We start from the raw sequence: 21,271 nt of genomic DNA, 5'->3' as shown, positions 1-21,271 counted from the left end.
AGGCGGATCAATGCCTCAGAACGTCCACCGCAGGCTGGCTGCGACGAAGCGCGGTTCGCCGTAGTTGTTGTAGTCCAGGTTCGCCCAGTAGGTCTTGTCCAGCGCGTTGCGCACGCTCAGGGTTGCGGTCCAGTTGTCGTTGATGCGGTAGTTGGCGTTGAACTGCACCAGCGAATAGGCGGGCTGGTTCACCGTCACGGTGCCGCCGAGGGGGTAGGCGATGTTGTAGCCCTGCACCTTGCTCTGCCACTGCACGCCACCGCCAATGCTCAGTCGCTGCAGCGCGCCGCGCAGCTGCAGCTGGGTGTTGAGCTGCAGCAGGTCCTCGGGCGGGTTGGCGTACAGCAGGTCGGTGGCCGCGCGGGTCACCTTGACGTGGGTGTAGCCGGCATTGACCGTCCAGCCCGGCAGGATCTCGCCGTTGACGTCCATCTCCCAGCCACGCGCCTTGGTGCCGTTGACGCCGATGTAGGCCGACGTGCCGTCGCTGAGCGAACCTTCCGGCACGCCCATGTCACGCACTGCATAGTTGTCCTGCTTGGCCTCGAACACGGCGGCATTGGCGGTCAGGCGGCCGTCGAACCACTGCGTCTTGATGCCCGCCTCCAGGTTCGAACCCTGCACCGGCGCCAGCAGGTTCTCGTTGCGGTCCTTGTAGTTCTGCGGATTGAAGATCTCGGTGTAGCTGGCATAGGCCGACACGTTCGGGGTGATCTCGTAGACCAGGCCCACGTACGGAGTGACTTCATCGCTCACCTTGTACGCACCGCTGGTGCCGGTATAGGCGCCGGCGGCGTTGTAGGAGCGGGTGAGGGTTTCCCAGCGGCTCAGGCGCGCACCGGCGATCAGCGACAACGGATCGGCCAGGCGCAGGCGGGTGGCCAGATAGACGCCGCTTTGCGTGGTCTTGGCTACGCGGCGTGCGCCGGTGCGCTGGTAGGTGACCTCGGAAATGTCGCCGTTCCAGGAGTACACGTTGGGGATGTAGTAGCAGCGTTCACGCCCGCAGGTTGCCCAGTCGCCCGGGAAGTTCAGCGCCACGGTATTCGTGGTGCCTTCCAGGTCCGACCATTGCGCGCCGATGGTGAGGTCGTGGTCGCGGCCGAACAGCGGGAAGCTGCCGGTCAGGTAGGCATCGACATTGCGGCGGGTGTCCTTGGAATCACCCGCGGCGGCGCGCAGGAAAATGCCCGAGCCGGTCACCGGGTCGGGGTTGCCGGTGCCGTACAGGCGCACGTTCTGCACGTTGCCGCGGGTGTAGGCGGTATTGACCTTCAACAGCCAGTGGTCGCCGAATCGCTGTTCCAGGTTGGCGAAGGCGGTGTTGCTCTCGCGCTTCCAGTAGCTCCATTCCGGCGACAGGTTGGTCGAGCGCGGCAGGTGCGCGAAGTTGCCCTGGCTGTCGAAGAACGGCACGGTGCCCCACGTGGAGCCCATCGGGTTGTTGTCCTGGGTCTGGTAGCCGACGGTGACCGTGGTACTGTCGGTGACATCACCTTCCAGCACCGCCATGCCGGCCATCTTGTTCTCGTCGTAGCGGTCGTAGTACAGCCCACGATCGGTGTAGGCGGCGACCACGCGGCTGCGGAAGCGGCCGTCATCGGTCAGCGGTGCGGTCACGTCGGCTTCCATGCGGCGGTAGTCCCAACTGCCGGCGCTCACCGAGAACGACGCGTCGAATTCCTTGCCCGGTCGCTTGCGCAGCAGGTTGACCGTGGCCGACGGCACACCCGCGCCGCTGAGCAGGCCGTTGGCACCGCGGATCACTTCGATGCGGTCGTAGAAGGCGGTGTCGTACTCCTGGTTGGTCGAGCCGCTGTAGGTGGGAATGCCGTCGACCTGGAAGTCGGTGATGACGAAGCCGCGCGCGTAGTACAGCGGGCGCTGCGTGTCATAGAAGGACACGCTGACGCCGGTCACGTTGCGCATCACGTCGTTGATGCTGAACAGCGATTCGTCCTGCAGCCGCTGCAGGCTGATCGCGGTGGCCGACTGCGGGGTCTCCTGCAGGGTGATCGGCAGGCGCGTGGTGCTGGCCGGCGGTGCCGACTGTTCGGCGCGCACGCTGATCCGATCCAGCGTCTTGGCGTCGGCAGCGCCGTCGGCGGCGGCGAACGCGCTGGAGGGGGCCAGCAGGGCCAGCGACGAAAGCAGGGCGGCCGGTAGCAGCGCGCGGCGGGGCAGGCGGTTGTGGAAGTTCGGGGACATGGTGGGCTCGAAGCGTGGAGGCGGGGAAGGGCGGCAACAGTCGTCCGGCACCCGGGCGGCGGCTTCGGGCACGGTCAGGTCCGTCTGCTGAAAAGCGCGGTCACTGCGCGGGGTGCAAATGTAAATAATTCTTAACAACATTACAATTCTTGTCATTGGGCGCAGGGTTTCCGGCACGGGGCATCGCTTTCTGTGGAGCCGAGCCATGCTCGGCTGCTTTTTTGCCGTAGCCGAGCATGGGCTCGGCTCTACAGCAGGGAGTGGCCCAAACGCGAACGGCCACCCGAAGGTGGCCGTCCGCCTGCATCGGAAGGAATGTGCGGGCTTACAGCGCCTGCAGTTCCTCATTGGCGTTGCGCTTTTCCTTGGCCGGTGCCGGAACCACTGCCGGTACCACAGCCGGCGTGGGCGATGCTGCGTTCGCATCCACCGGCACTTCCAGGTAGGGCAGATGCAGCGCCTGGCTGGTCATCGAACGGATCTCGTTGACCAGCGCGGCGCTGTCGTTGAGCTTGCGCCCGTACGACGGCACGATCTCGCGCAGGCGGGCTTCCCAGCCGCCCTTCATCTGCTCCGGGAAGGCCTTGGCCATCAGGTCCAACATGATCGGCGGCGAGGTCGACGCGCCCGGCGAGGCACCGAGCAGGGCGGCAATGGTGTGGTCCCTGTCGGTCACGATCTCGGTGCCGAACTGCAACACCGGGCCCTTCAGGGGGTCACGCTTGATGATCTGCACGCGCTGGCCGGCGGTGATGAGCTTCCAGTCGCCCGGCTTGGCGTTGGGGAAGTACTTCACCAGTTCGGCCTGGCGATCGGCATCGTCCAGGCGCGCCTGGCCCATCAGGTACTGCACCAGGTCGAGGTTGTCCTTGCCCACTTCCAGCATCGGGCCAACGTTGTTGTGGGTGACCGAGGAGTACAGATCCCACCACGAGCCGTGCTTGAGGAACTTGGTGCTGTACAGCGCGAACGGCCCGAACAGCACCACCGGCTTGCCGTCCAGCTTGCGTGCGTCCAGGTGCGGCACGGACATCGGCGGCGAACCGGTCTCGGCCATGCCGTAGGCTTTCACGCCATGGCGAGAGGTCACGTCCTGGCCCTGGAAGGCGAGGAACTGGCCGCCGACCGGGAAGCCGGCGTAGTCCTTCGATTCCGGAATGCCGGACATCTGCAGCAGCTTCAGTGCGGCGCCGCCGGCACCGATGAATACGAAGCGCGTGTGGGTGGTGGTCTCGGTGCCGGCCTTGAGGTCCTTCACCGTCACGTTCCAGCTCTTGTCAGCGTTCTGCCGCAGCGCGGTCACTTCATGGTTCAGGTGCAGGCTGAAGTTCGGGCTGCGCTGCAGGCCGGCGGTCAGCTGGCGGGTGATCACGCCGAAGTTGACGTCGGTGCCCAGGGGCATCCACGTTGCGGCGACCCTCTGCTTCGGGTCACGGCCTTCCATCAGCAGCGGTGCCCACTGCCTGATCTGTGCCGGGTCCTCGGAGTACTGCATGCCGTAGAACAGCGGGTTCTTCACCAGGGCCTGCTGGCGCTTGTGCAGGTAGGCGATGTTGTCATCGCCCCAGACGAAGCTCATGTGCGGCGTCGGGTTGATGAAGTCGCTGGGCTGGCTCAGCCGGCCCTGCTTCACCTGGTGCGACCAGAACTGGCGCGAGACCTCGAACGATTCGGCGATGCCGACCGCACGCTTGGTCTCGATGCTGCCGTCGGGCAGCTCCGGGGTGTAGTTGAGTTCGGCGAACGCCGAGTGGCCGGTGCCGGCGTTGTTCCAGCCGTCGGAGCTTTCACCGGCGACGCCGTCGAGGCGTTCGTAGACCTGGATGTTCCAGTCCGGCTGCAGTTCCTGCAGGTAGGTGGCCAGGGTGATGCTCATGATGCCGGCGCCGACCAGCACCACATCGACGGGCTTGTCGTTGCTGGCGGCGGGCACCGAGCGCTGGGTCAGCGGCCAGTACAGGAACAGCGCGGCGGCCAGCAACAGCAGCACGAGCAGGGCGAGAAGAGCCTTGCCAAATTTCTTCATGGGGGCGGGATCGTTGGCGGAGGGGAAGGGGTCAGGATGCGCGTGGGGCAGGGAAAGGGCGTGAAGAAACAACGCCTTGCAGCATCCCGACGCGATTTTAACCGGATCCGGTCCGGTTTTGGTGCAACGCAGCATCCGGCCGGCGGCCCTCTACCGTAGCGCCAGGCCATGCCCGGCGACGCTGCCGTCCCTGCGGATGCCGATGCCGCCCGGCCGCGTGGCGGCGAAGGCGTTTCCCGGGAGTGCAGGCAGCCGGGTCAGTCACTGCCGACGGTGAAGTACTCCACGGCGAAGTAGCCGATCTGGTAGGCCAGCGTTGCCAGCACCAGGCGCAGCTGTGCGCGGCGGCTGCGCAGCCGCCAGCCGAGCACGGCCACCGCCAGCATCAGCGCGGCATGCAATGGGTACGCGGTTCCCAGCAGCTTCCAGCGGCTGCTGCCCTTGATGGCGGTATCGACCAGGTCAAGCAGGGTCAGCGCAGCAATCACGCTGAAGATCCAGCGCCGCCGTTGCATCAGGTAGTTCCCGTAGCTGCCGTATTCGCGCAGGTCGTCGGGAAACAGCAGCGCGCACAGCAGGAACCAGGTCGCGCAGTAGACGATCACGAACAGGTAGGTTTCAAACGTCCAGCGGTGCACCTCGATGAGGCGGAATTCCCACCACCAGAAGGTCACCAGCGATATCAGCGTCCACGCCACCCAGCCCAGGTGCAGGGCCGAGCAGCCGCGGCGCCGGGGATGCTCGATGATCTGTGCCAGGCCCTTGAGCACGGTGGTGATCGACAGGCCAAGGATGATGCCCATCACCACCCGGATGTGCAGGAACAACGGATCGGTCTGCATCGCGGCGCTCCGTGTCGGATGCTCCGATGCTGGCACAACCGGGCGACCCGGAACGGACCCCGGTCACGCGGAGAAAAAAGGGACGGAGGGGATTAAGTCGTATAAGGCCAATACGACCTGCACGGCAGAAGCGACTTAATCCCCTCCGTCCCCTTTTGGCTGGCCAGCGTCAGCGCCTGCGACGCACCAGCGCCGAGGAGGCATCCAGCACTGCCCGGGTCAGCAGGGCCATGGTCTGCACGTCGCCCTTCCAGTGCTGCCAGTACAGCGGCACGTCTTCCCACGCGCGCTGCCGCACGTAGACCAGGCGGCCCGCGTCCAGGTGGCGCTTGACCAGCGGCAACGGGTTCATGGTCCAGCCCATGCCGCCCAGGTTGGCCTGCACGAACGCACGGGTGGAGGGAATCCACCAGGTCGGCGCGGTGCTGGGCAGGTCGTCCCCGGCCATGCGCCGGGCAAAGCGAGACTGCATTTCGTCCTTGCGGTTGAACACCAGTACCGGCGCCTGGGCCAGCGCCTGCGCGGTCACGCCCTTGGCGAAGTGGCGCTCGCGGAACCCGGGCGTGCAGGTCGCCGCGTAGCGGATGCTGCCCAGCGCATGGATCTGGCAACCCTGGACTGGCTCATCCAGCGTGGTCACCGCGCCCAGCACCGTGCCCTGGCGCAGCAGCTCCACGGTGTGGTCCTGGTCTTCCACGCGCAGGTCCAGGGTGGTGCCGGTGGTCTGTGCGAACTGGTAGGCCGCCTGCGGGAACCAGGTTTCCAGGCTGTCGTGGTTCACCGCCACCGGGATGCTGGCCTGGGGAAGGTCCTCGTCGGCCAGGCCCATCCGGTGCAGCGCATCGTGTTCGAGCAGGGCGGTCTGTTCGGCCAGCTGCACCAGCACCTGGCCTTCGGCGGTGGCGGTGGCCGGCGTGCCGCGCTTGACCAGCAGTCGCCCGACCCGGTCCTCCAGCGCCTTGACCCGCTGCGAGATGGCGGAGGGCGTGACATTCAGCGACTGCGCGGCGCGATCGAAGCTGCCTTCGCGGATCACCGCAGCCAGGGCGCGCAGCTGGGCATGATCGATACGCATCGTATTAAGCTCCGCTAATGTTGGTTTAGGAAGTTTAGCTCGTCTTTTCCATGTTGCGACGCGACAATGGCGCCCGTTCCGGTGCTGTCCGCCTTTGCGAGGCACCGTCCCCCCCAAGCAAGACAAGGCAGTGAATCCCATGTTCTCGGTCATCTCCGCCAGCACCGGCCTCGGTGCCTGGTTCTCTGGTGCAGCTACCGGCATCGGCCTGTTCGCCGTGGTCGGCGCCCAGAGCGCCTTCATCCTGCGCCAGGGCATCCTGCGCAAGCACATCGTGCCGGTGGTGGCCACCTGTGCCGCCATCGACGCGATCTTCATCTTTGCCAGCGTGGCCGGCCTGCGCACGCTCACCTCGGCCCTGCCATGGCTGACCAGCGCCGTGCTTTGGACCGGCGTGGCGTTCCTGGCCTGGTACGCGATGAAGTCGGCGCGCCGGGCGATCGCCGGGGGCGGCGGCATGGGCGACGCCGACAGCGATGACGGCAGCCGTCGTGCGGTGCTGATGGCGGCGGTCGGCTTTTCGCTGATCAATCCGCATTTCTGGCTGGACATGATGGTGATCGGCTCGATCGCCGAGAATTTCGGCAACGCGCGCATGGCCTTCGCGGCCGGTGTGGTCACCGCCAGTTGCCTGTGGCTGACCGCGCAGGGCCTCGGTGCCCGCCTGCTGGCACCCCTGTTCACCAAGCCCAGCACCTGGCGCGTGCTGGACGGCAGCATCGCCGTGATCCTCAGCATCCTGGCCCTGACGTTGGCCGTGCGCGGGGTCCACTGACCCCGGCGCACGCCCCCCCGAACCCACGTCCTGACTCTCTCTCCAAGGTAGTGGTAGCGACGGCACCGGCAACGGTGCCGTCGCTTTTTTCGCCCGCTGGTGTGCGGGCCGCGCGCGCGCCTAGAATCGGCCAACCTGGACAGGGTGTCCGGGCAGAGAGGGGGAAGGATGCGAAGGACACTGTTCGCCGCGCTGTTGTGCGCGGTGGTGGGGGGGGCGTCGGCGGGTACCGGCGAGGTGGATCTGGGCAAGTACCTGAAACCGGAGGCGTTTTCCGATATCAAGATCTCGCCTGACGGCGATTACATCGCCGGTACGGTGCCGCTGGAGGATTCCACCGCGCTGGTCATCCTGCGCACGTCCGATCGCAGGCCGGCGGGAGTACTGCGCCCGCCGTCGAGAAACCACGCAGATTCGTTTCAATGGGTGAGCAACGAGCGGTTGCTGGTCGGCCTGGCCGAAAAGCTGGGCACACTCGATACGCCGCAACCGACCGGTGAACTCTACGGCGTCAATGTCGACGGCAAGGGCGGCGAGCTGCTGGTGGGTTACCGCGTGCAGGGACGCGGGCTGGGCACGCGCATCCAGCCGAAGAAGGTGGAAGCTGTGGCGGCGTTCCTCACCGATGAACTGCCCGCCGATGACCGCAACGTGCTGATCGCGGTATGGCCGTTTGCCGAAGACCCTTACACCCGGGTCGAACGGCTTGATGTGGTCAGCGGGCGCCGTGTGCGCATCTCCGGCTCGCCGGTGCAGCGGGCGGATTTCACCACCGACCTGCAGGGCGAAGTGCGGTTCGCGCACGGTGCAGCCTCGGACAACGTCAACAAGCTGTATTACCGTGCCGGGGCCAATGCGCAGTGGTCGCTGGTCAATGACGAATCGCTCAGCCACAGGGTCGAAAGTGCGCTCGGCTTCTCCGAGGATGGCTCGCTGGCCTACCTGCAGGTCCAGCAGGACAGCGGGCCTGACGCCATCGTCAGCTGGAACCCGCAGACCGGCGAGCGCCGCGAGGTGCTGCGTGACGGCGTGGTCGACCCCTACGCGATCATCTTCCGCCCAGGCACCCGTGTACCGGTGGGCGCGCTCTATGTCGGCGACGTGCCGCGCACGCGGTTCTTCGACGAGAAGGGGGCGGAGGCGCGCCAATACCGCAGCCTTGAAGCGGCGTTCGGCGGTCCGGTGTTCATCACCTCCAGCACCCGCGATGGCGCCAAGGTGGTCGTGCAGGTCTGGTCCGGCAGCAATCCCGGGGATTTCTACCTGTTCGATACCCGGGCCAGGACCGCGGAGCACCTGCTCAGCCGTAGCGAATGGATCGATCCGAAGCTGGCCGCGAGCGTGCGCCCGTTCTCGGTGAAGGCACGTGACGGCCTGCCGCTGCATGGCTTCCTCACCGTGCCCCACGGCAGCGATGGCCGCAACCTGCCGCTGGTGGTGCTGCCGCATGGCGGGCCCATCGGCGTATTCGACGAAGGCAGTTACGACAGCGAAGCGCAGATGCTGGCGGCGGCAGGGTATGCGGTGCTGCAGGTCAACTTCCGGGGATCGGCCAACTACGGGCGCGCCTTCACCCAGGCCGGCGCGAAGCAGTGGGGCGCGGCCATGCAGGACGATGTCACCGATGCCACGCGCTGGGCCATTGCAGATGGCATCGCCGACCGCAACCGCATCTGCATCTATGGCGCCAGTTACGGGGCCTACGCGGCGATGATGGGCGCCATCCGCGAGCCTGGGCTGTACCAGTGTGCGGCCGGTTATGTAGGCGTGTACGACCTGCCGTTGATGTTCAGCGGTGACCTGAGTGATTCGGCCCTGACCTGGCAGCACGAGTGGGTCGGCGATCCGAAGACCCTCGCTGGCCGCTCGCCAGTGAGCCTGGCTGCACAGGTGAAGGTACCGGTCTTCCTTGCTGCCGGCGGCGAAGACACGCGTGCGCCGATCAAGCACACCGAGCGGATGGAGGCCGCATTGAAGAACGCCGGCTCGCCGGTGGAGAGCCTGTATTACCGCACCGAGGGGCACGGCTTCTACCGGCCCGAGCATAAGCAGGAGTACTACAGCAGGCTGCTGGCCTTCCTTTCCCGCAGCCTGGGTGGAAAGACCGCCACCCGCGCAACTCCTGTCATGGACAAGGCGCCCTGACACGGGCGGCGGCGGATGATCGATCCGCCGCCGCCTTCCGGCCCGCGCGGACCTACTTCACCCCGTGCATCATCCGCTTCAGCAGCGGCGCGGCGACGAAGGCCGCCAGGGCACAGCCCAGGCCGATCCACATCAGCAGCCAGAACAGGTGCGCATAGGCACCGGCGGCCGCCACCCTGTCCAGCGATCCGCCTTCCGGCACCTCGATCGCGGCCAGCTTGCCGAACAGTGCCGCCAACGTTTCCGAGAACGCGGTGGCCAGGAACCAGGTGCCCATCATCAGGCTCATCACCCGCGGTACCGCCAACTGGGTGACTGCCGACAGCCCGACCGGTGACAGGCACATCTCGCCGCTGGCCAGCAGGAAATAGGCCAGCACCAGCCACCACACGCTGGCCATCTCGCCGGTGGCAGCAACCTGCTGCGCGGCCAGCGCCAACGGCACGAACGACAGCGCACTGATCACCAGGCCCCAGGCCGACTTCACCGGCTTGCCCGGTTCCCAGCCGCGACGGTCCATCCAGGTCCACAACGCGGCGAAAGCCGGTGCCAGCAGCACCAGGAACAGGCCGCCGAGGTAGGTCAGCGAACCGGCGGTCTGCGGAATCACCAGGCAGTCGCGCACCAGCAGCACCAGCATCAGGGCAATGATCACGGCGAAGAAGGTGCGCGGCGCGGCGGAACCCGGGCGCCGTTCGGACAGGCGTGCGCTGACCACGAAACCCAGCGGTGCCAGCAGCAGCGAGAGGATCGACCACGGCAGCGGAGTGCCGCCAGTGATCACCAGAGATGGCACGATGTCCTTGGTCAGCAGGCGGTCGGTGAAGGTCACCCACGAACCGTAGGACTGCTCATACATCGTGAAGAACACCAGTGCCAGGAAGATCAGCACCATCAGCGCGATCATCTGCTGGCGCTGCACCGGCGTGCACTGCGTACCCGTGAACCAGGCGAACCAGAGCAGCACGCCACCCAGCACCACCAGCATCAGCATCAGTGCCAGGCTGATTTCACCGCCCAGCGCGAACGCGCCATTGCCGGCGGCCCACATCAGCCAGGCGACCGGCAGCACACCGAGCACCGCGCACAGGTAGATCAGCCATTCGCGCGGCAGGCCCAGCACCTTCTGTTTCAGCGCTGCCGGCTGCGGCGGCTCGGCGTGGCCCTGCAGGTATTTCTGGCCCCACAGGAACATCGCCAGGCCGGCCAGCATGCCGATGCCGGCCGCGCCAAAACCGTACTTCCAGCCATAGGCCTCGCCGAGGAAGCCGCAGACCAGCGAAGAGAACAATGCACCGAGGTTGATGCCTGCGTAGAACAGCGAGAAGCCCGAGTCGCGGCGCGGGTCGTCCTTGGCGTACAGCTTGCCGACGATGGTGGAGATGTTCGGCTTCAGGAAGCCGACACCCATGATGATCAGCGCCAGCGACAGGTAGGTCACCGCCAGCGCCGAGGTGTCGCGCACCACTTCGCCGTTGACCCGGTATGCCGCGTGGCCCTCGAAGGCCATGCCGAGGTGTCCGAGCACCAGCAGGATGCCGCCGAACAGCACCGCCCGGCGCATGCCCAGCCAGCGGTCGGCCAGCATGCCGCCGAACACGGGGATGCAGTACACCAGGCCGCCGTAGGCGCCGAGCAGGTCCAGGCCGGCCTTGTCGCCGAACAGGTGGTACTTGGTGAGGTACAGCAGCAGCAGCGCCTTCATGCCGTAGAAGGAGAAGCGCTCCCACATTTCGGTGAAGAAGCAGACGTAGACGCCCTTGGGATGGCCCAGGAAGTCGTCGGAAGCAGGAGCGGCAGCAGTCATCGACGGCGGGGACAGCGGAAAGGGCGCGATTATAGGCCCCTGTGCGGGGGCGGGCAGCCGCTGGTCGATCCACGCCATGCGTGGATGGCGCTCAACCGGCCGCCAGCGATCACAGGTACCGCAACCACGCCAGGTCACGCCGCCGTGCCTTGAACCGCGCGAAGGCCCGCGTCGGCAGGTACAGCGCCACGGCCAGCGCACAGGCCACCAGCACCAGCCCGCTCACCGAATCCAGCGCGTACAGGTCGCCGTGGGTCGGGCCCCAGGCCGCCAGCGCTGCCAGGTACAGGCCCTTCAGCACATACAGATGCAGCAGGTAGAAGAACATCGGTGCCGCACCGATCCCGGCCATCGGCTGCAGCGCACGCGCCAGCGGTGGCCATTCGTACAGGCGCAACAGCAGCAGGCCAAGGCCGAGGGTCAGCAGCAGGAACTGCAGTGACGGCGGGTACTTGGTGACGTTGAAGATGCTCATCCAGGTGCGCAGGATGTCCGCCTGGTGCTGCCATGGCGCGTCCCCGTATCCGTTGGCGAACCGCAGCAGTGCGAACAGCGCCAGCGCGCCGACGCCTGCCCACAGCAGCCAGCGCCGGCGCTGCGCCGGGGCGCGCTCGCGGGCGAACCAGGGCCCCATCAGGTAGCCGAGCACGATCACCCCGACCCATGGCAGCAGCGGATACGAGGTGCGCAGCCGGACAGGCCCGGCCTCGATCCAGTCGCGCTGGTGCAGCACCTTCCACAGCACCGCCAGCAGGCCGCCGCCCTCCACGCGCAGGCTGTCGAACAGGTTGTGCCCGGCCACGACCGCTACTGCCAGCACCAGCAGGGCAGCACGCGGCAGCCACAGCAGGCCGGCCAGCGCGATCATGCTCAGGCCGATGGCCCAGATCACCTGCAGGTAGAGCGTTTCCGGCGGCATCTGGAAGGTCCAGGCGAAGTTCACCAGGGTCAGTTCCAGCACCACCAGGAACAGGCCGCGCTTGAGCAGGAAGGCGGCGGTGGCCCGGCGTGGGTCGGCCTGGCGCTGGCCGTACAGCCAGGCCGAAAGCCCGGTGAGCAGCACGAACACCGGGGCACACAGGTGGGCCAGCAGGCGGCAGGCGAACAGTGCAGGGGAGACCGTGGCCGCATCCATCGGGTCACTCACCTGGTGCTGCAGGAAAAAGGTCTCGCGTACGTGGTCGAGCAGCATCAACAGCATCACGGTGCCGCGCAACTGGTCGATGGAGGCCAGGCGGGGAGAGGGGGAAGGGGGCATGCGGCGGCGCAGGAAACCGGGTAATATTAAGATATAACATATCATTTGCATGGTGCCCAGCCGGACTTTGCCACCTTGGTCGGTTCCCGGTCCGCATGCGCCCCAGTGCACTCCCGCACGCGCCCCCATCCTTTGGCACGCTGGACTTGATCTGCCCTGAACGCTAGCGTGGCAGGGATTTTTTGCCAGCAGGGGCTTCCATGAACCACGACGCTGCGCCCAAGCAGCTCACCTTCCGCGCAGTGGCCCTGGCCATCGTGCTGGCGGTGGTGCTGTCGGCCGCAAACGCCTACCTCGGCCTGTTCGCAGGCCTGACCATCGCCACCGCCATTCCCGCCGCGGTCATCTCCATGGGCGTGCTGCGCCTGCTGGGCGGTGGCTCCATCCTTGAAAACAACATCGTGCAGACTGGCGCCTCGGCCGGTTCGTCGATTGCTGCCGGTGTGATCTTCACCATCCCGGCGCTGGTGATCATGGGCTACTGGCCGGATTTCAAGTACTGGTGGGTGCTGGGCATCGCTGGCCTGGGTGGCCTGCTGGGCGTGTTGTTCTCCGTGCCGCTGCGCCGTTCGATGATCGTCGAAGACCCGTTGCCGTTCCCGGAGGGCAAGGCCGCGGCCGAAGTGCTCAAGGCCGGCGAGAACCCGGGCCCGGGCCTGAAGATCCTCGGCCTGTCGGCGGTGATCGGCGCCTTCGTGAAGCTGGCTGCGGCCAGTGGCATGCGGCTGATCCCCGATGCCTGGGCGACCTCGGCGTATGTCGGCAGTTCGAAGATCACCGCCTTCATCGGCACCAACCTGTCGCCGGCGCTGCTGGGGGTGGGCTACATCGTCGGCCTGAACGTCGGCATCGTGGTGGTGTCCGGCTCGATCCTGTCGTGGCACATCGCCATTCCGCTGTACCAGGCGTTCTTCACCCAGGCCGATCCGGGCCTGGCCAGCGCCATTGCGGGTGCCTCGTCCACCGATGCGGCGTTCGCGATCTGGAGCGCGAAGATCCGCTACCTTGGCGTCGGTGCGATGCTGATCGGCGGCATCTGGACCCTGATCTCGCTGCGCAAGTCGCTGCTCAACGGCGTCAAGAGCGGCTTCGCGGCGGCGCGCAAGAGTGGTGGCCCGGTGCTGGCGCACACCGAGCGCGACCTGCCGATGAAGTGGATGCTGGTCGCCCTGGTCGCCTTCGTGCTGCCGCTGCTGGCCCTGTACCAGGCCATCGTCGGCCAGTGGCACGTGTCGATCCCGATGACGATCATCATGATCGTGGCCGGTTTCCTGTTCGTGTCGGTGTCGGCTTACCTGGCTGGCCTGATCGGTTCGTCCAACAACCCGGTCTCGGGTATCACCATTTCCACCATCCTGTTCGCCTCGGCCGTGCTGGTCGTGCTGCTGGGCAAGGACGGCCTGCAGCCGGTCGGCGCCTTCGGCGCGCCGCTGGGCGCGGTGGCCGCGATCATGATCGGCGCGGTGGTGTGCTGTGCCGCTGCCGTCGGTGGCGACAACCTGCAGGACCTCAAGGCGGGCTACATCGTCGGTGCCACGCCCTGGAAGCAGCAGTTGATGCTGGGCATCGGCGCGTTCTCCTGTGCGCTGATCATGGCGCCGGTGTTGAACCTGCTGGCAACCGCGTATGGCATCGGTGCACCGACGGCCGAGCATCCCAACGCACTGGCTGCCCCGCAGGCCAACCTGATGGCCTCGGTGGCCAAGGGTCTGTTCGGCGGCGAGCTGCCGTGGACCTTCATCGGTATCGGTGCGGTCATCGGCGCGGCCATCATCGCACTGGACAGCTGGCTGAAATCGCGCAATGCCCGTTTCCGCGTACCGGTGCTGGCCGCTGCCATCGGCATCTACCTGCCGTTGGAACTGATGGTGCCGATTTTCCTGGGTGGCCTGATCGCGCACCTGGTCGAGCGCTTCCACAAGGTCCGCGCCGATGACGAGGAAGGCCGCGACCGCGTGCACAAGCCGGGCGTGCTGTTCGCCGCCGGCCTGATCACCGGCGAGGCCCTGATGGGCATCGCCATTGCGATTCCGATCGTGGCCAGCGGCAGTGCCGATGTGCTGGCCGTGCCGTTCTCGCTGCCGGCCGCGCAGTGGATCGGCCTGGTGGTGCTGTTCCTGGTCGGTTGGCTGATCTACCGCACCGGCAAGCGCGCCGTGGCGTAAGGGATGGGGTCCGATCCCTTCCTGCAGGGAAGGGCTCTGACTCCAGGTTTGCCGCCGGTGGCCGGGCTGGGGTCAGAGCCATTCCTGCGCAATCGGATCCGACCCCGGCGCGCCCCCACGAACCGCGCTACGGCGTGGTTTGCATTCTCTGGCGGCGCGGCCGACCCCCACGGGCGGCCATGACCGATGGCCTTGGCAGCCCCGGCCGCGCGGCCCTACCATCGGTTTTTTGCCGTCCTGCGGAGACCCCGATGAAACTGCGTCAAGCCCTGCTGCCACTGAGCCTGCTGGCCGCCCTGCCCAGTGTTGCCGCTGCCCGTGGCCTGGAAGTCCGCGACATGGTGGCGATGGACCGCGTTTCCGCGCCGGTGCTGACCGCAGACGGTGGCACCGTGGTGTTCGCCAAGCGCAGCGTCGATGCCAATCTGAAGGCCAGCACCGCGCTGTTCGCGCGCAACCTGCGCACCCGCGACGCAGCACCGCCGAAGCAGATCACCCCGGCTGGCTGGAGCGTCAACTCCGCCTCGCTGTCGGCCGATGGCCGCACCGTCTATTTCCTCAGCGCGAAGAATGGCAGCCAGCAGCTGTATGCCCAGCCGATCAACGGTGGCACTCCTCGCCAGCTGACCGATTTCCCGGTTGATGTCGACAGTTATCACGTGTCGCCGCAGGACGACCGCGTGCTGTTCAGCGCCGGCGTGTTCCAGGCCTGTGCCTCGGACCTGGCGTGCACCGAGAAGAAGTTGAAGGAGAACAAGGACGCCAAGGCCAGTGGCCAGGTGTGGGATTCGCTGTTCGTGCGCCACTGGGACGCCTGGAACGACGGCCGCCGCAACACGCTGTTCGTGGCTCCGCTGCCGGCGGACAAGGCCACCCCGGTCAAGGGCGCCTCGGCGCTGAGCGCGACCATCGACGGGGATGCGCCGTCCAAGCCGTTCGGTGGCAACGATGACTTCACCTGGTCGCCCGACGGCACCAGCGTCGTCGCCAGCATCCGCGTGGCCGGCAGGCAGGAGCCGTGGTCGACCAACTTCGACCTGTTCCGATTCGACGCCGCCGGCAAGCAGGCACCGGTCAACCTGACAGCCTCGAACCCGGCCTGGGATGCCGGCCCGGTGTTCAGTGCCGACGGCAAGACCCTGTTCTACCGCGCGATGAAGCGCCCGGGCTTCGAGGCCGACCGCTTCGGCCTGATGGCGCTGGACCTGGCCAGCGGCAAGGCCCGCGAAATCGCGCCGGAGTGGGATCGTTCGGCCGGCGGCATCAGCCTTTCCGCCGACGGCGCCAGCATCTACACCACCGCCGATGACCTCGGCGAGCACCCGCTGTTCCAGATCGACGTGGCCAGTGGCAGGGCCACCAAGCTGATCGGCGACGGCAGCGTGACCTCGGTCGACGTGGCGGCCAACAGCATTGCGATCACCCGCAACAGCCTGAAGAGCAACGACCAGGTACTGGTCGGCCTGCTGCCGGCGTCCGGCCAGCCGATGGGTGAGCTGCGCGCGCTGACGCCGTCGGCCGGCGAGGTTCTGAAGGAGGTGTCCTTCGGTGACTACGAGCAGTTCGAGTTCAAGGGCTGGAACAACGACACCGTGCATGGCTATGTGGTCAAGCCGCACAACTACCAGGAAGGCAAGTCGTACCCGGTCGCGTTCCTGATCCACGGCGGCCCGCAAGGCAGCTTCGGCAACGGCTGGAGCTACCGCTGGAACCCGCAGACCTACGCCGGCCAGGGCTACGCCGTGGTGATGATCGACTTCCACGGTTCCACCGGCTATGGCCAGGCGTTCACCGATGCGATCAGCCAGCACTGGGGCGACCGCCCGCTGGAAGACCTGCAGAAGGGCTGGGATGCGGCGCTGAAGAAGTATTCCTTCCTCAACGGTGACAAGGCCTGTGCGCTGGGCGCCAGCTACGGCGGCTTCATGGTCAACTGGATCGCCGGCAACTGGAACAGCCCGTTCAAGTGCCTGGTCAACCATGATGGCGTGTTCGACCAGCGCATGATGGGCTACGCCACCGAAGAACTGTGGTTCACCGAGTGGGAGCAGGGTGGCACGCCGTACCAGAAGGCCGCGAACTACGAGAAGTTCAATCCGGTCAACCACGTGGCGGACTGGAAGAAGCCGATCCTGGTCATCCACGGCCAGCAGGACTTCCGCATTCCGGTCGAGCAGGGCCTGGCCGCGTTCACCGCGGCCCAGCGCCAGGGCATCGAATCGAAGTTCCTGTACTTCCCGGACGAGAACCACTGGGTGCTGAAGCCGCACAACAGCATCCTGTGGCATGACACCGTCAATGCCTGGCTGAAGCAGCACATCGGCAACTGATGGTTGCGGCGCCGCCCTCCGGGGCGGCACTTCTGTTTCACCATCTGCTTTACCGGTGGGTGCCGACCGTTGGTCGGCACACCTTCCTGATCTGCCGCCAACAGCAGCCGGCCAGCGGCCGGCTCTACCAGAGCGCCTGCATGCCTTCGACTGCCCTGATCCAGAACGACATCGTCGTCTTCGGCTTGATCGCCGCCACCCTCGGCGCCGTGTTCTGGACCGCCTCGCGCGAGCAGGGCCTGTGGAAGCGCTTCTATACCTTCGTGCCGGCACTGCTGCTGTGTTACCTGATTCCCGGCATCTACAACACCATCGGCCTGATCGACGGCCAGAACACGAAACTCTACAACCCGATCGCGCGCGACATCCTGCTGCCGGCGGCGCTGATCCTGCTGACCCTGGCCGTGGACATCAAGGGCATCCTGCGGCTCGGCCCGAAGCTGGTGCTGATGTATCTCGGAGCGTCGGCCAGCATCATGCTGGGCGCGGTGGTGGCATTCCTGCTGATGCGCGCCGTGCACCCGGAAACCGTGGCCGGCGACACCTGGGCCGGCATGGCCGCGCTGGCCGGCAGCTGGATCGGGGGCGGCGCGAACATGCTGGCGATGCGCGAAGTGTTCGACGTCAATGCCACGACCTTCGGCCAGTTCGCGGTCGTCGACGTCGGCGTCGGCTACGTGTGGATGGCCGCATTGATCTTCCTTGCCGGCCGTGCAGGGAGGATCGATGCGCGCAGCGGCGCTGACACCTCGGCCATCGACGAACTGAAGCAGCGCATCGCGCGCTTCCAGGCCGAGCACGAGCGCATCGCCAGCCTGACCGACCTGATGCTGATCGTCGCAGTGGCCTTTGGCGGTGTGGGCCTGGCGCATGCGATTGCGGCGCCGGTGGCGGCCTGGTTCAAGGCGCACGTCAGCTGGGCATCACAGTTCAGCCTGGACGCGCCGTTCGTCTGGGTGGTGGTGCTGTCGACCACGCTCGGCCTGGGCCTGAGCTTCACCCGCGCACGCACCCTGGAGGGCGCCGGTGCATCGCGGCTGGGCTCGCTGCTGCTGTACTTCCTGATCGCCTGCATCGGCATGCAGATGGACCTGCTGGCGCTGCTGGACCGCCCATGGCTGTTCCTGCTCGGCCTGGTCTGGATCGCCGTGCACATCGTGCTGCTGTGGTGCCTGGGCAAGCTGCTGAGAGTGCCGTTCTTCTACTTCGCCATCGGTTCGCAGGCGAACATCGGTGGTCCGGCCTCGGCCCCGGTGGTGGCCGCCGCCTTCCATCCGGCGTTGGCCCCGGTTGGCGTGCTGCTGGGCACGATGGGGTATGCCACCGGCACCTACCTCGCCTACATCGTCGGCATCACCCTGCGCGCGCTGGCCGGACAGGGGTGATCGTCCCACGCGGCGATGGGGGCGGATCCTGTAGAGCCGAGCCCGCGCTCGGCTGCATCTGTATCTGTGCAGGTAACAGCGAGGAGCAGCCGAGCATGGGCTCGGCTCTACAGTAGATCCACGCCATGCGTGGATGGTGCGGACCAAGGTCCGCACCCACCAGCGGCGGTTACGCCGCCTGCAGCAATCCGCGTTCGATCAACCACGCTCTCGCGTCCTCGGCATCCTGCTCGAACCACGCCTGGGTGGACCCCAGCCGGTACGTATACCCCCAGGCATCCATGTCGGCCATCAACCGCTGGCTGCCGACGCCGGGCAACTGCCCGGCCAGCACGATCTGCAGGTAGCAGGTGGCATCTTCCTCGGCCACCGAATCGGTGGCGTCCGTGTGTACCTGCGCACGCCGCTCCGGCGGCAGCACGATCAGGTGGCAGGCTTCATGCAGCATCGAGTGCACGGGGGTGTCGTCGCGCACGTAGACATTGCTGGCGATGATGCCGGCCTCGGGCTCGCCCCAGTAGCTGCCGGGAATCGGTTCGCCGGCAGCCACGTGATGCAGCCGCAGGCCATGCGCGGCGAGCAGGCGCTGCGCATCGGCGAAGGCGATGTCGCCCACGCAGGTGATGTCCACGGTGGTTGTCGTATCGCTCATGCGGGTCGGGCAGCCCCGCCCATGCAGGCATGGGCGGGGCAGGGCATCAGGGCTTGTCCGGGCCTTCAGGCAGCGCCACGGAGATGTCCAGCACGTCGTGCTGGCCATCCTTCACCAGGTCGACCTTCACCGCGTCGACATCGATGTTCACGTACTTCTTGATCACTTCCAGCAGCTCGCGCTGCAGCAGCGGCAGGTAGTCCGGGCCACCGCGGTGGCTGCGTTCCTGCGCGATGATGATCTGCAGGCGGTTCTTTGCGGTTTCGGCGGTGGTCTTCTTCGCTTTGAGGAAATCGAACAGGCCCATGCTTACCCTCCGAACAGCTTGCTGAAGAAGCCCTTCTTCTCCACGGTGGTGAAGCGCATCGGCCGCTCCTCGCCAAGGATGCGGCTGACCGCATCCTCATAGGCCTGGCCGGCCATCGATTCGGTATCCAGGATCACCGGCTCGCCCTTGTTGGAGGCGTTGAGCACGTCACCCGACTCCGGGATCACGCCGATCGCCTTCAGGCCCAGCACTTCCTCGACGTCGACGATGCTCAGCATCTCGCCGGTTTCCACGCGGGCCGGGCTGTAGCGGGTCAGCAGCAGGAACGCCGGCACGCTCTGGCCGGACTCGGCCTTGTGGGTCTTGGAATCCAGCAGGCCGATGATGCGGTCGGAGTCGCGCACCGAGGACACTTCCGGGTTCACGACGACCACGGCGCGGTCGGCGAAGTACATCGCCAGGAACGCACCCTTCTCGATGCCGGCCGGCGAATCGCAGATCACGAAGTCGAAGCCGTCGGCGGCCAGGTCCTTGAGCACCTTGCCCACGCCTTCCTGGGTCAGCGCGTCCTTGTCGCGGGTCTGCGAGGCCGCCAGCACGTAAAGGTTCTCGAAGCGCTTGTCCTTGATCAGCGCCTGCTTGAGGGTGGCTTCGCCGTGCACGACGTTGACGAAGTCGTACACCACGCGGCGTTCGCAGCCCATGATGAGGTCGAGGTTGCGCAGGCCGACGTCGAAGTCGATCACCGCCACCTTCTTGCCGCGCCGTGCCAGGCCGCAGGCCAGGCTCGCGCTGGTAGTGGTCTTGCCGACGCCGCCCTTGCCGGAGGTGACTACGATGATTTCAGCCAAAGGACTTCTCCTGGTTCTGCATTGATTTGGGGCTGCGTCAGTCCAGCGCAGCGATCTTGACCTGGTCCTGTTCCAGCCACACCTGCACGGCCTTGCCGCGCAGGTTGTCCGGCACATCGTCCAGTACCTTGTAGTGGCCGGCAATGGCCACCAGTTCCGCATGGAAATCACGGCAGAAAATGCGTGCCGCGGTGTTGCCCTGGGCCCCTGCCAGCGCGCGGCCGCGCAGGGTGCCGTAGATATGGATGCTGCCATCGGCGATGACTTCGGCGCCGGCGCCGACAGTGGCCGTTACGGTCAGGTCGCAGTTCTCCGCGTACAGCTGCTGGCCCGAGCGTACGTTGCCCAGCTGCATGCGGCCGGGTTGCGGAGCCACCGCATCGGCCTGCCTGGCCATCGGTGCGGCCGCGGCAGGCTTCGGTTCGGCACGCGCGGCACGGCGGGGTTCCGGGGCCGGCGGCGGGGCCGGCTCGGCCTCGGCACGCTCATATTGCGCGCGGAACTTGGCCAGCAGCGGCAGGCCGAGCTGCTGCGAAAGCAGGTCGATGGCGCTGGTGCCGTAGGCCAGGGCCACCGGCAGCACGCCGGCATCGCGCAGGCCTTCGACCAGCGCCTGCGCGGTGGCCACGTCCGGCACCTGGCTGAGGCCGCCGAAGTCGAGAATCACAGCGGCGCGGCCGAACAGCTTCGGCGCGCGGGTCACGCGCTCGCGCATTTCCTGCACGAGGCGGTCGACGTCAAGGGTACGGATGCGCAGGTTGGCGATGCCCACCTGGCCGATTTTCAGTTCACCGGCCTGTTCGTAATCGAAATTCACCGCCACGCTCAGGTCCCCGTCGACCGCTGTGCCTGCGCCGGCAGCTGCCGGTCGCGTGTCCACGCCACATCCGGCAGCTTGCCGCCGTAGGTCTCCTGGACCCAGGGATAGCTGCACAGTTCCTTGGCCAGCATGCTGGCGCGCACATCGACCTGCGGCATGGTGTTCTGGCCCAGCTCGCGGAAGCCGAAGCTGCCGTGGAAGAGCAGGGCGGCATCAGCACCATGGTCGAGGAAGACCTCGCAGGTCATCTGCGGGTAGCGCAGCTCGGCAAAGCTCTGCGCGTCGGCATAGAACGCACGGCCGACGCCGCCGCCGCGACGGCGGCTGGCGACCACGATGCGGTCGATATAGAAGAACGGGGTGTCCAGGTGCTGCTTGAACCAGGCGAAGTTGCTGCTGTCGTGCTGGCTGTCGCTGCCGAAGCCGATCAGGAAACCGGCGAGGTTGCCGTCGCGCTCGGCGACGCGGAAATATTCGGCGGTTTCATAGAACAGGCGCAGCCGGGCCGCATCCAGGGGGAGGATGGCCAGGCCGGCGTTGTTGTTCAAAGCCAGGACGGAATCGAGCTCGTGCTCGCGCACGTCGCGGATGACAATCGACATTGTGACTCCGTGGGGTAACGCGGTCGGTCCATCGAGGGACCCTGCGCACGATTATTGCATGC

Annotated in this window: 16 protein-coding genes; 5 read left to right on the top strand and 11 right to left on the bottom strand. The window is 66.7% G+C overall.

Annotated elements, in window-relative coordinates:
* Positions 1 to 15: 15 nt before the first annotated feature.
* The 4 genes from A9K58_RS03665 to A9K58_RS03650 all read right to left on the bottom strand — a co-directional run bounded on the left by A9K58_RS03665 (position 16) and on the right by A9K58_RS03650 (position 6,151).
* Complete coding sequence (locus A9K58_RS03665) at positions 16 to 2,208, bottom strand: TonB-dependent siderophore receptor (RefSeq protein ID WP_065198037.1); 2,193 nt, start codon at positions 2,206 to 2,208, stop codon at positions 16 to 18.
* A gap of 325 nt (positions 2,209 to 2,533) precedes the next feature.
* Entirely contained in the window at positions 2,534 to 4,234 is a 1,701-nt protein-coding gene (gene mqo / locus A9K58_RS03660; RefSeq protein WP_065198036.1) for a malate dehydrogenase (quinone), read from the bottom strand.
* Positions 4,235 to 4,491: 257 nt separating this feature from the next.
* Positions 4,492 to 5,076 carry a hypothetical protein gene (locus A9K58_RS03655; RefSeq protein ID WP_065198035.1) on the bottom strand — a complete coding sequence of 195 codons (585 nt, stop codon included), beginning with the start codon at positions 5,074 to 5,076 and terminating at the stop codon, positions 4,492 to 4,494.
* 169 nt (positions 5,077 to 5,245) lie between these two features.
* The gene (locus A9K58_RS03650; RefSeq protein ID WP_065198034.1) at positions 5,246 to 6,151 is read right to left on the bottom strand and encodes a LysR family transcriptional regulator ArgP; all 906 of its coding nucleotides are present in this window, start codon (positions 6,149 to 6,151) and stop codon (positions 5,246 to 5,248) included.
* 139 nt (positions 6,152 to 6,290) lie between these two features.
* On the opposite strand from A9K58_RS03650, the gene A9K58_RS03645 reads away from it, so the two are divergent.
* Both A9K58_RS03645 and A9K58_RS03640 read left to right on the top strand, forming a co-directional pair.
* On the top strand, positions 6,291 to 6,926 hold the full coding sequence (locus A9K58_RS03645) for a LysE/ArgO family amino acid transporter (RefSeq protein ID WP_065198033.1): 636 nt from the start codon (positions 6,291 to 6,293) through the stop codon (positions 6,924 to 6,926).
* Between the two features lie 168 nt (positions 6,927 to 7,094).
* Positions 7,095 to 9,071: an alpha/beta hydrolase family protein gene (locus tag A9K58_RS03640; RefSeq protein ID WP_065198032.1), complete on the top strand. Its 1,977-nt coding sequence runs from the start codon at positions 7,095 to 7,097 to the stop codon at positions 9,069 to 9,071.
* A gap of 52 nt (positions 9,072 to 9,123) precedes the next feature.
* Here the strand turns inward: A9K58_RS03640 and A9K58_RS03635 are convergent, their stop codons facing one another.
* Together A9K58_RS03635 and A9K58_RS03630 are read right to left on the bottom strand one after the other, a co-directional pair.
* Positions 9,124 to 10,878, bottom strand: a complete 1,755-nt coding sequence (locus A9K58_RS03635; RefSeq protein WP_065198031.1) for a peptide MFS transporter — start codon at positions 10,876 to 10,878, stop codon at positions 9,124 to 9,126.
* Positions 10,879 to 10,987: 109 nt separating this feature from the next.
* Positions 10,988 to 12,136 carry an acetyltransferase domain-containing protein gene (locus A9K58_RS03630; protein ID WP_065198030.1) on the bottom strand — a complete coding sequence of 383 codons (1,149 nt, stop codon included), beginning with the start codon at positions 12,134 to 12,136 and terminating at the stop codon, positions 10,988 to 10,990.
* A 200-nt stretch (positions 12,137 to 12,336) separates the two neighbouring features.
* Between A9K58_RS03630 and A9K58_RS03625 the strand changes: the two genes are divergently transcribed.
* The 3 genes from A9K58_RS03625 to A9K58_RS03615 all read left to right on the top strand — a co-directional run bounded on the left by A9K58_RS03625 (position 12,337) and on the right by A9K58_RS03615 (position 18,016).
* Entirely contained in the window at positions 12,337 to 14,301 is a 1,965-nt protein-coding gene (locus tag A9K58_RS03625) for an OPT family oligopeptide transporter (protein WP_065198029.1), read from the top strand.
* A 251-nt stretch (positions 14,302 to 14,552) separates the two neighbouring features.
* Positions 14,553 to 16,631, top strand: a complete 2,079-nt coding sequence (locus tag A9K58_RS03620) for an alpha/beta hydrolase family protein (protein ID WP_065198028.1) — start codon at positions 14,553 to 14,555, stop codon at positions 16,629 to 16,631.
* A 140-nt stretch (positions 16,632 to 16,771) separates the two neighbouring features.
* Positions 16,772 to 18,016 (top strand): DUF819 family protein, encoded by a 1,245-nt coding sequence (locus tag A9K58_RS03615; RefSeq protein WP_065198144.1) that lies wholly within the window; start codon positions 16,772 to 16,774, stop codon positions 18,014 to 18,016.
* Between the two features lie 169 nt (positions 18,017 to 18,185).
* On the opposite strand, the gene A9K58_RS03610 is transcribed toward A9K58_RS03615, so the two are convergent.
* Genes A9K58_RS03610 through A9K58_RS03590 form a run of 5 tightly spaced genes read right to left on the bottom strand, consistent with a single transcriptional unit; the run spans position 18,186 to position 21,209 of the window.
* Positions 18,186 to 18,668, bottom strand: a complete 483-nt coding sequence (locus A9K58_RS03610; protein ID WP_065198027.1) for a hypothetical protein — start codon at positions 18,666 to 18,668, stop codon at positions 18,186 to 18,188.
* Between the two features lie 46 nt (positions 18,669 to 18,714).
* The gene (gene minE / locus A9K58_RS03605) at positions 18,715 to 18,975 is read right to left on the bottom strand and encodes a cell division topological specificity factor MinE (RefSeq protein WP_005408532.1); all 261 of its coding nucleotides are present in this window, start codon (positions 18,973 to 18,975) and stop codon (positions 18,715 to 18,717) included.
* Between the two features lie 2 nt (positions 18,976 to 18,977).
* Positions 18,978 to 19,787 (bottom strand): septum site-determining protein MinD, encoded by an 810-nt coding sequence (gene minD / locus A9K58_RS03600; protein WP_065198026.1) that lies wholly within the window; start codon positions 19,785 to 19,787, stop codon positions 18,978 to 18,980.
* A 37-nt stretch (positions 19,788 to 19,824) separates the two neighbouring features.
* Positions 19,825 to 20,667 carry a septum site-determining protein MinC gene (gene minC, locus A9K58_RS03595; RefSeq protein WP_065198025.1) on the bottom strand — a complete coding sequence of 281 codons (843 nt, stop codon included), beginning with the start codon at positions 20,665 to 20,667 and terminating at the stop codon, positions 19,825 to 19,827.
* Positions 20,613 to 21,209: a GNAT family N-acetyltransferase gene (locus tag A9K58_RS03590; protein ID WP_065198024.1), complete on the bottom strand. Its 597-nt coding sequence runs from the start codon at positions 21,207 to 21,209 to the stop codon at positions 20,613 to 20,615. Before A9K58_RS03590 ends, minC begins: the two co-directional genes overlap by 55 nt.
* Between the last annotated feature and the right edge of the window lie 62 nt (positions 21,210 to 21,271).

Origin of the sequence: Stenotrophomonas maltophilia (genome assembly GCF_001676385.1) — a bacterium.
GTDB classification, from domain to species: domain Bacteria; phylum Pseudomonadota; class Gammaproteobacteria; order Xanthomonadales; family Xanthomonadaceae; genus Stenotrophomonas; species Stenotrophomonas maltophilia_J.
Note: the sequence above shows the minus strand (reverse complement) of the source record. Positions and strands in the feature narration are given on the sequence as shown.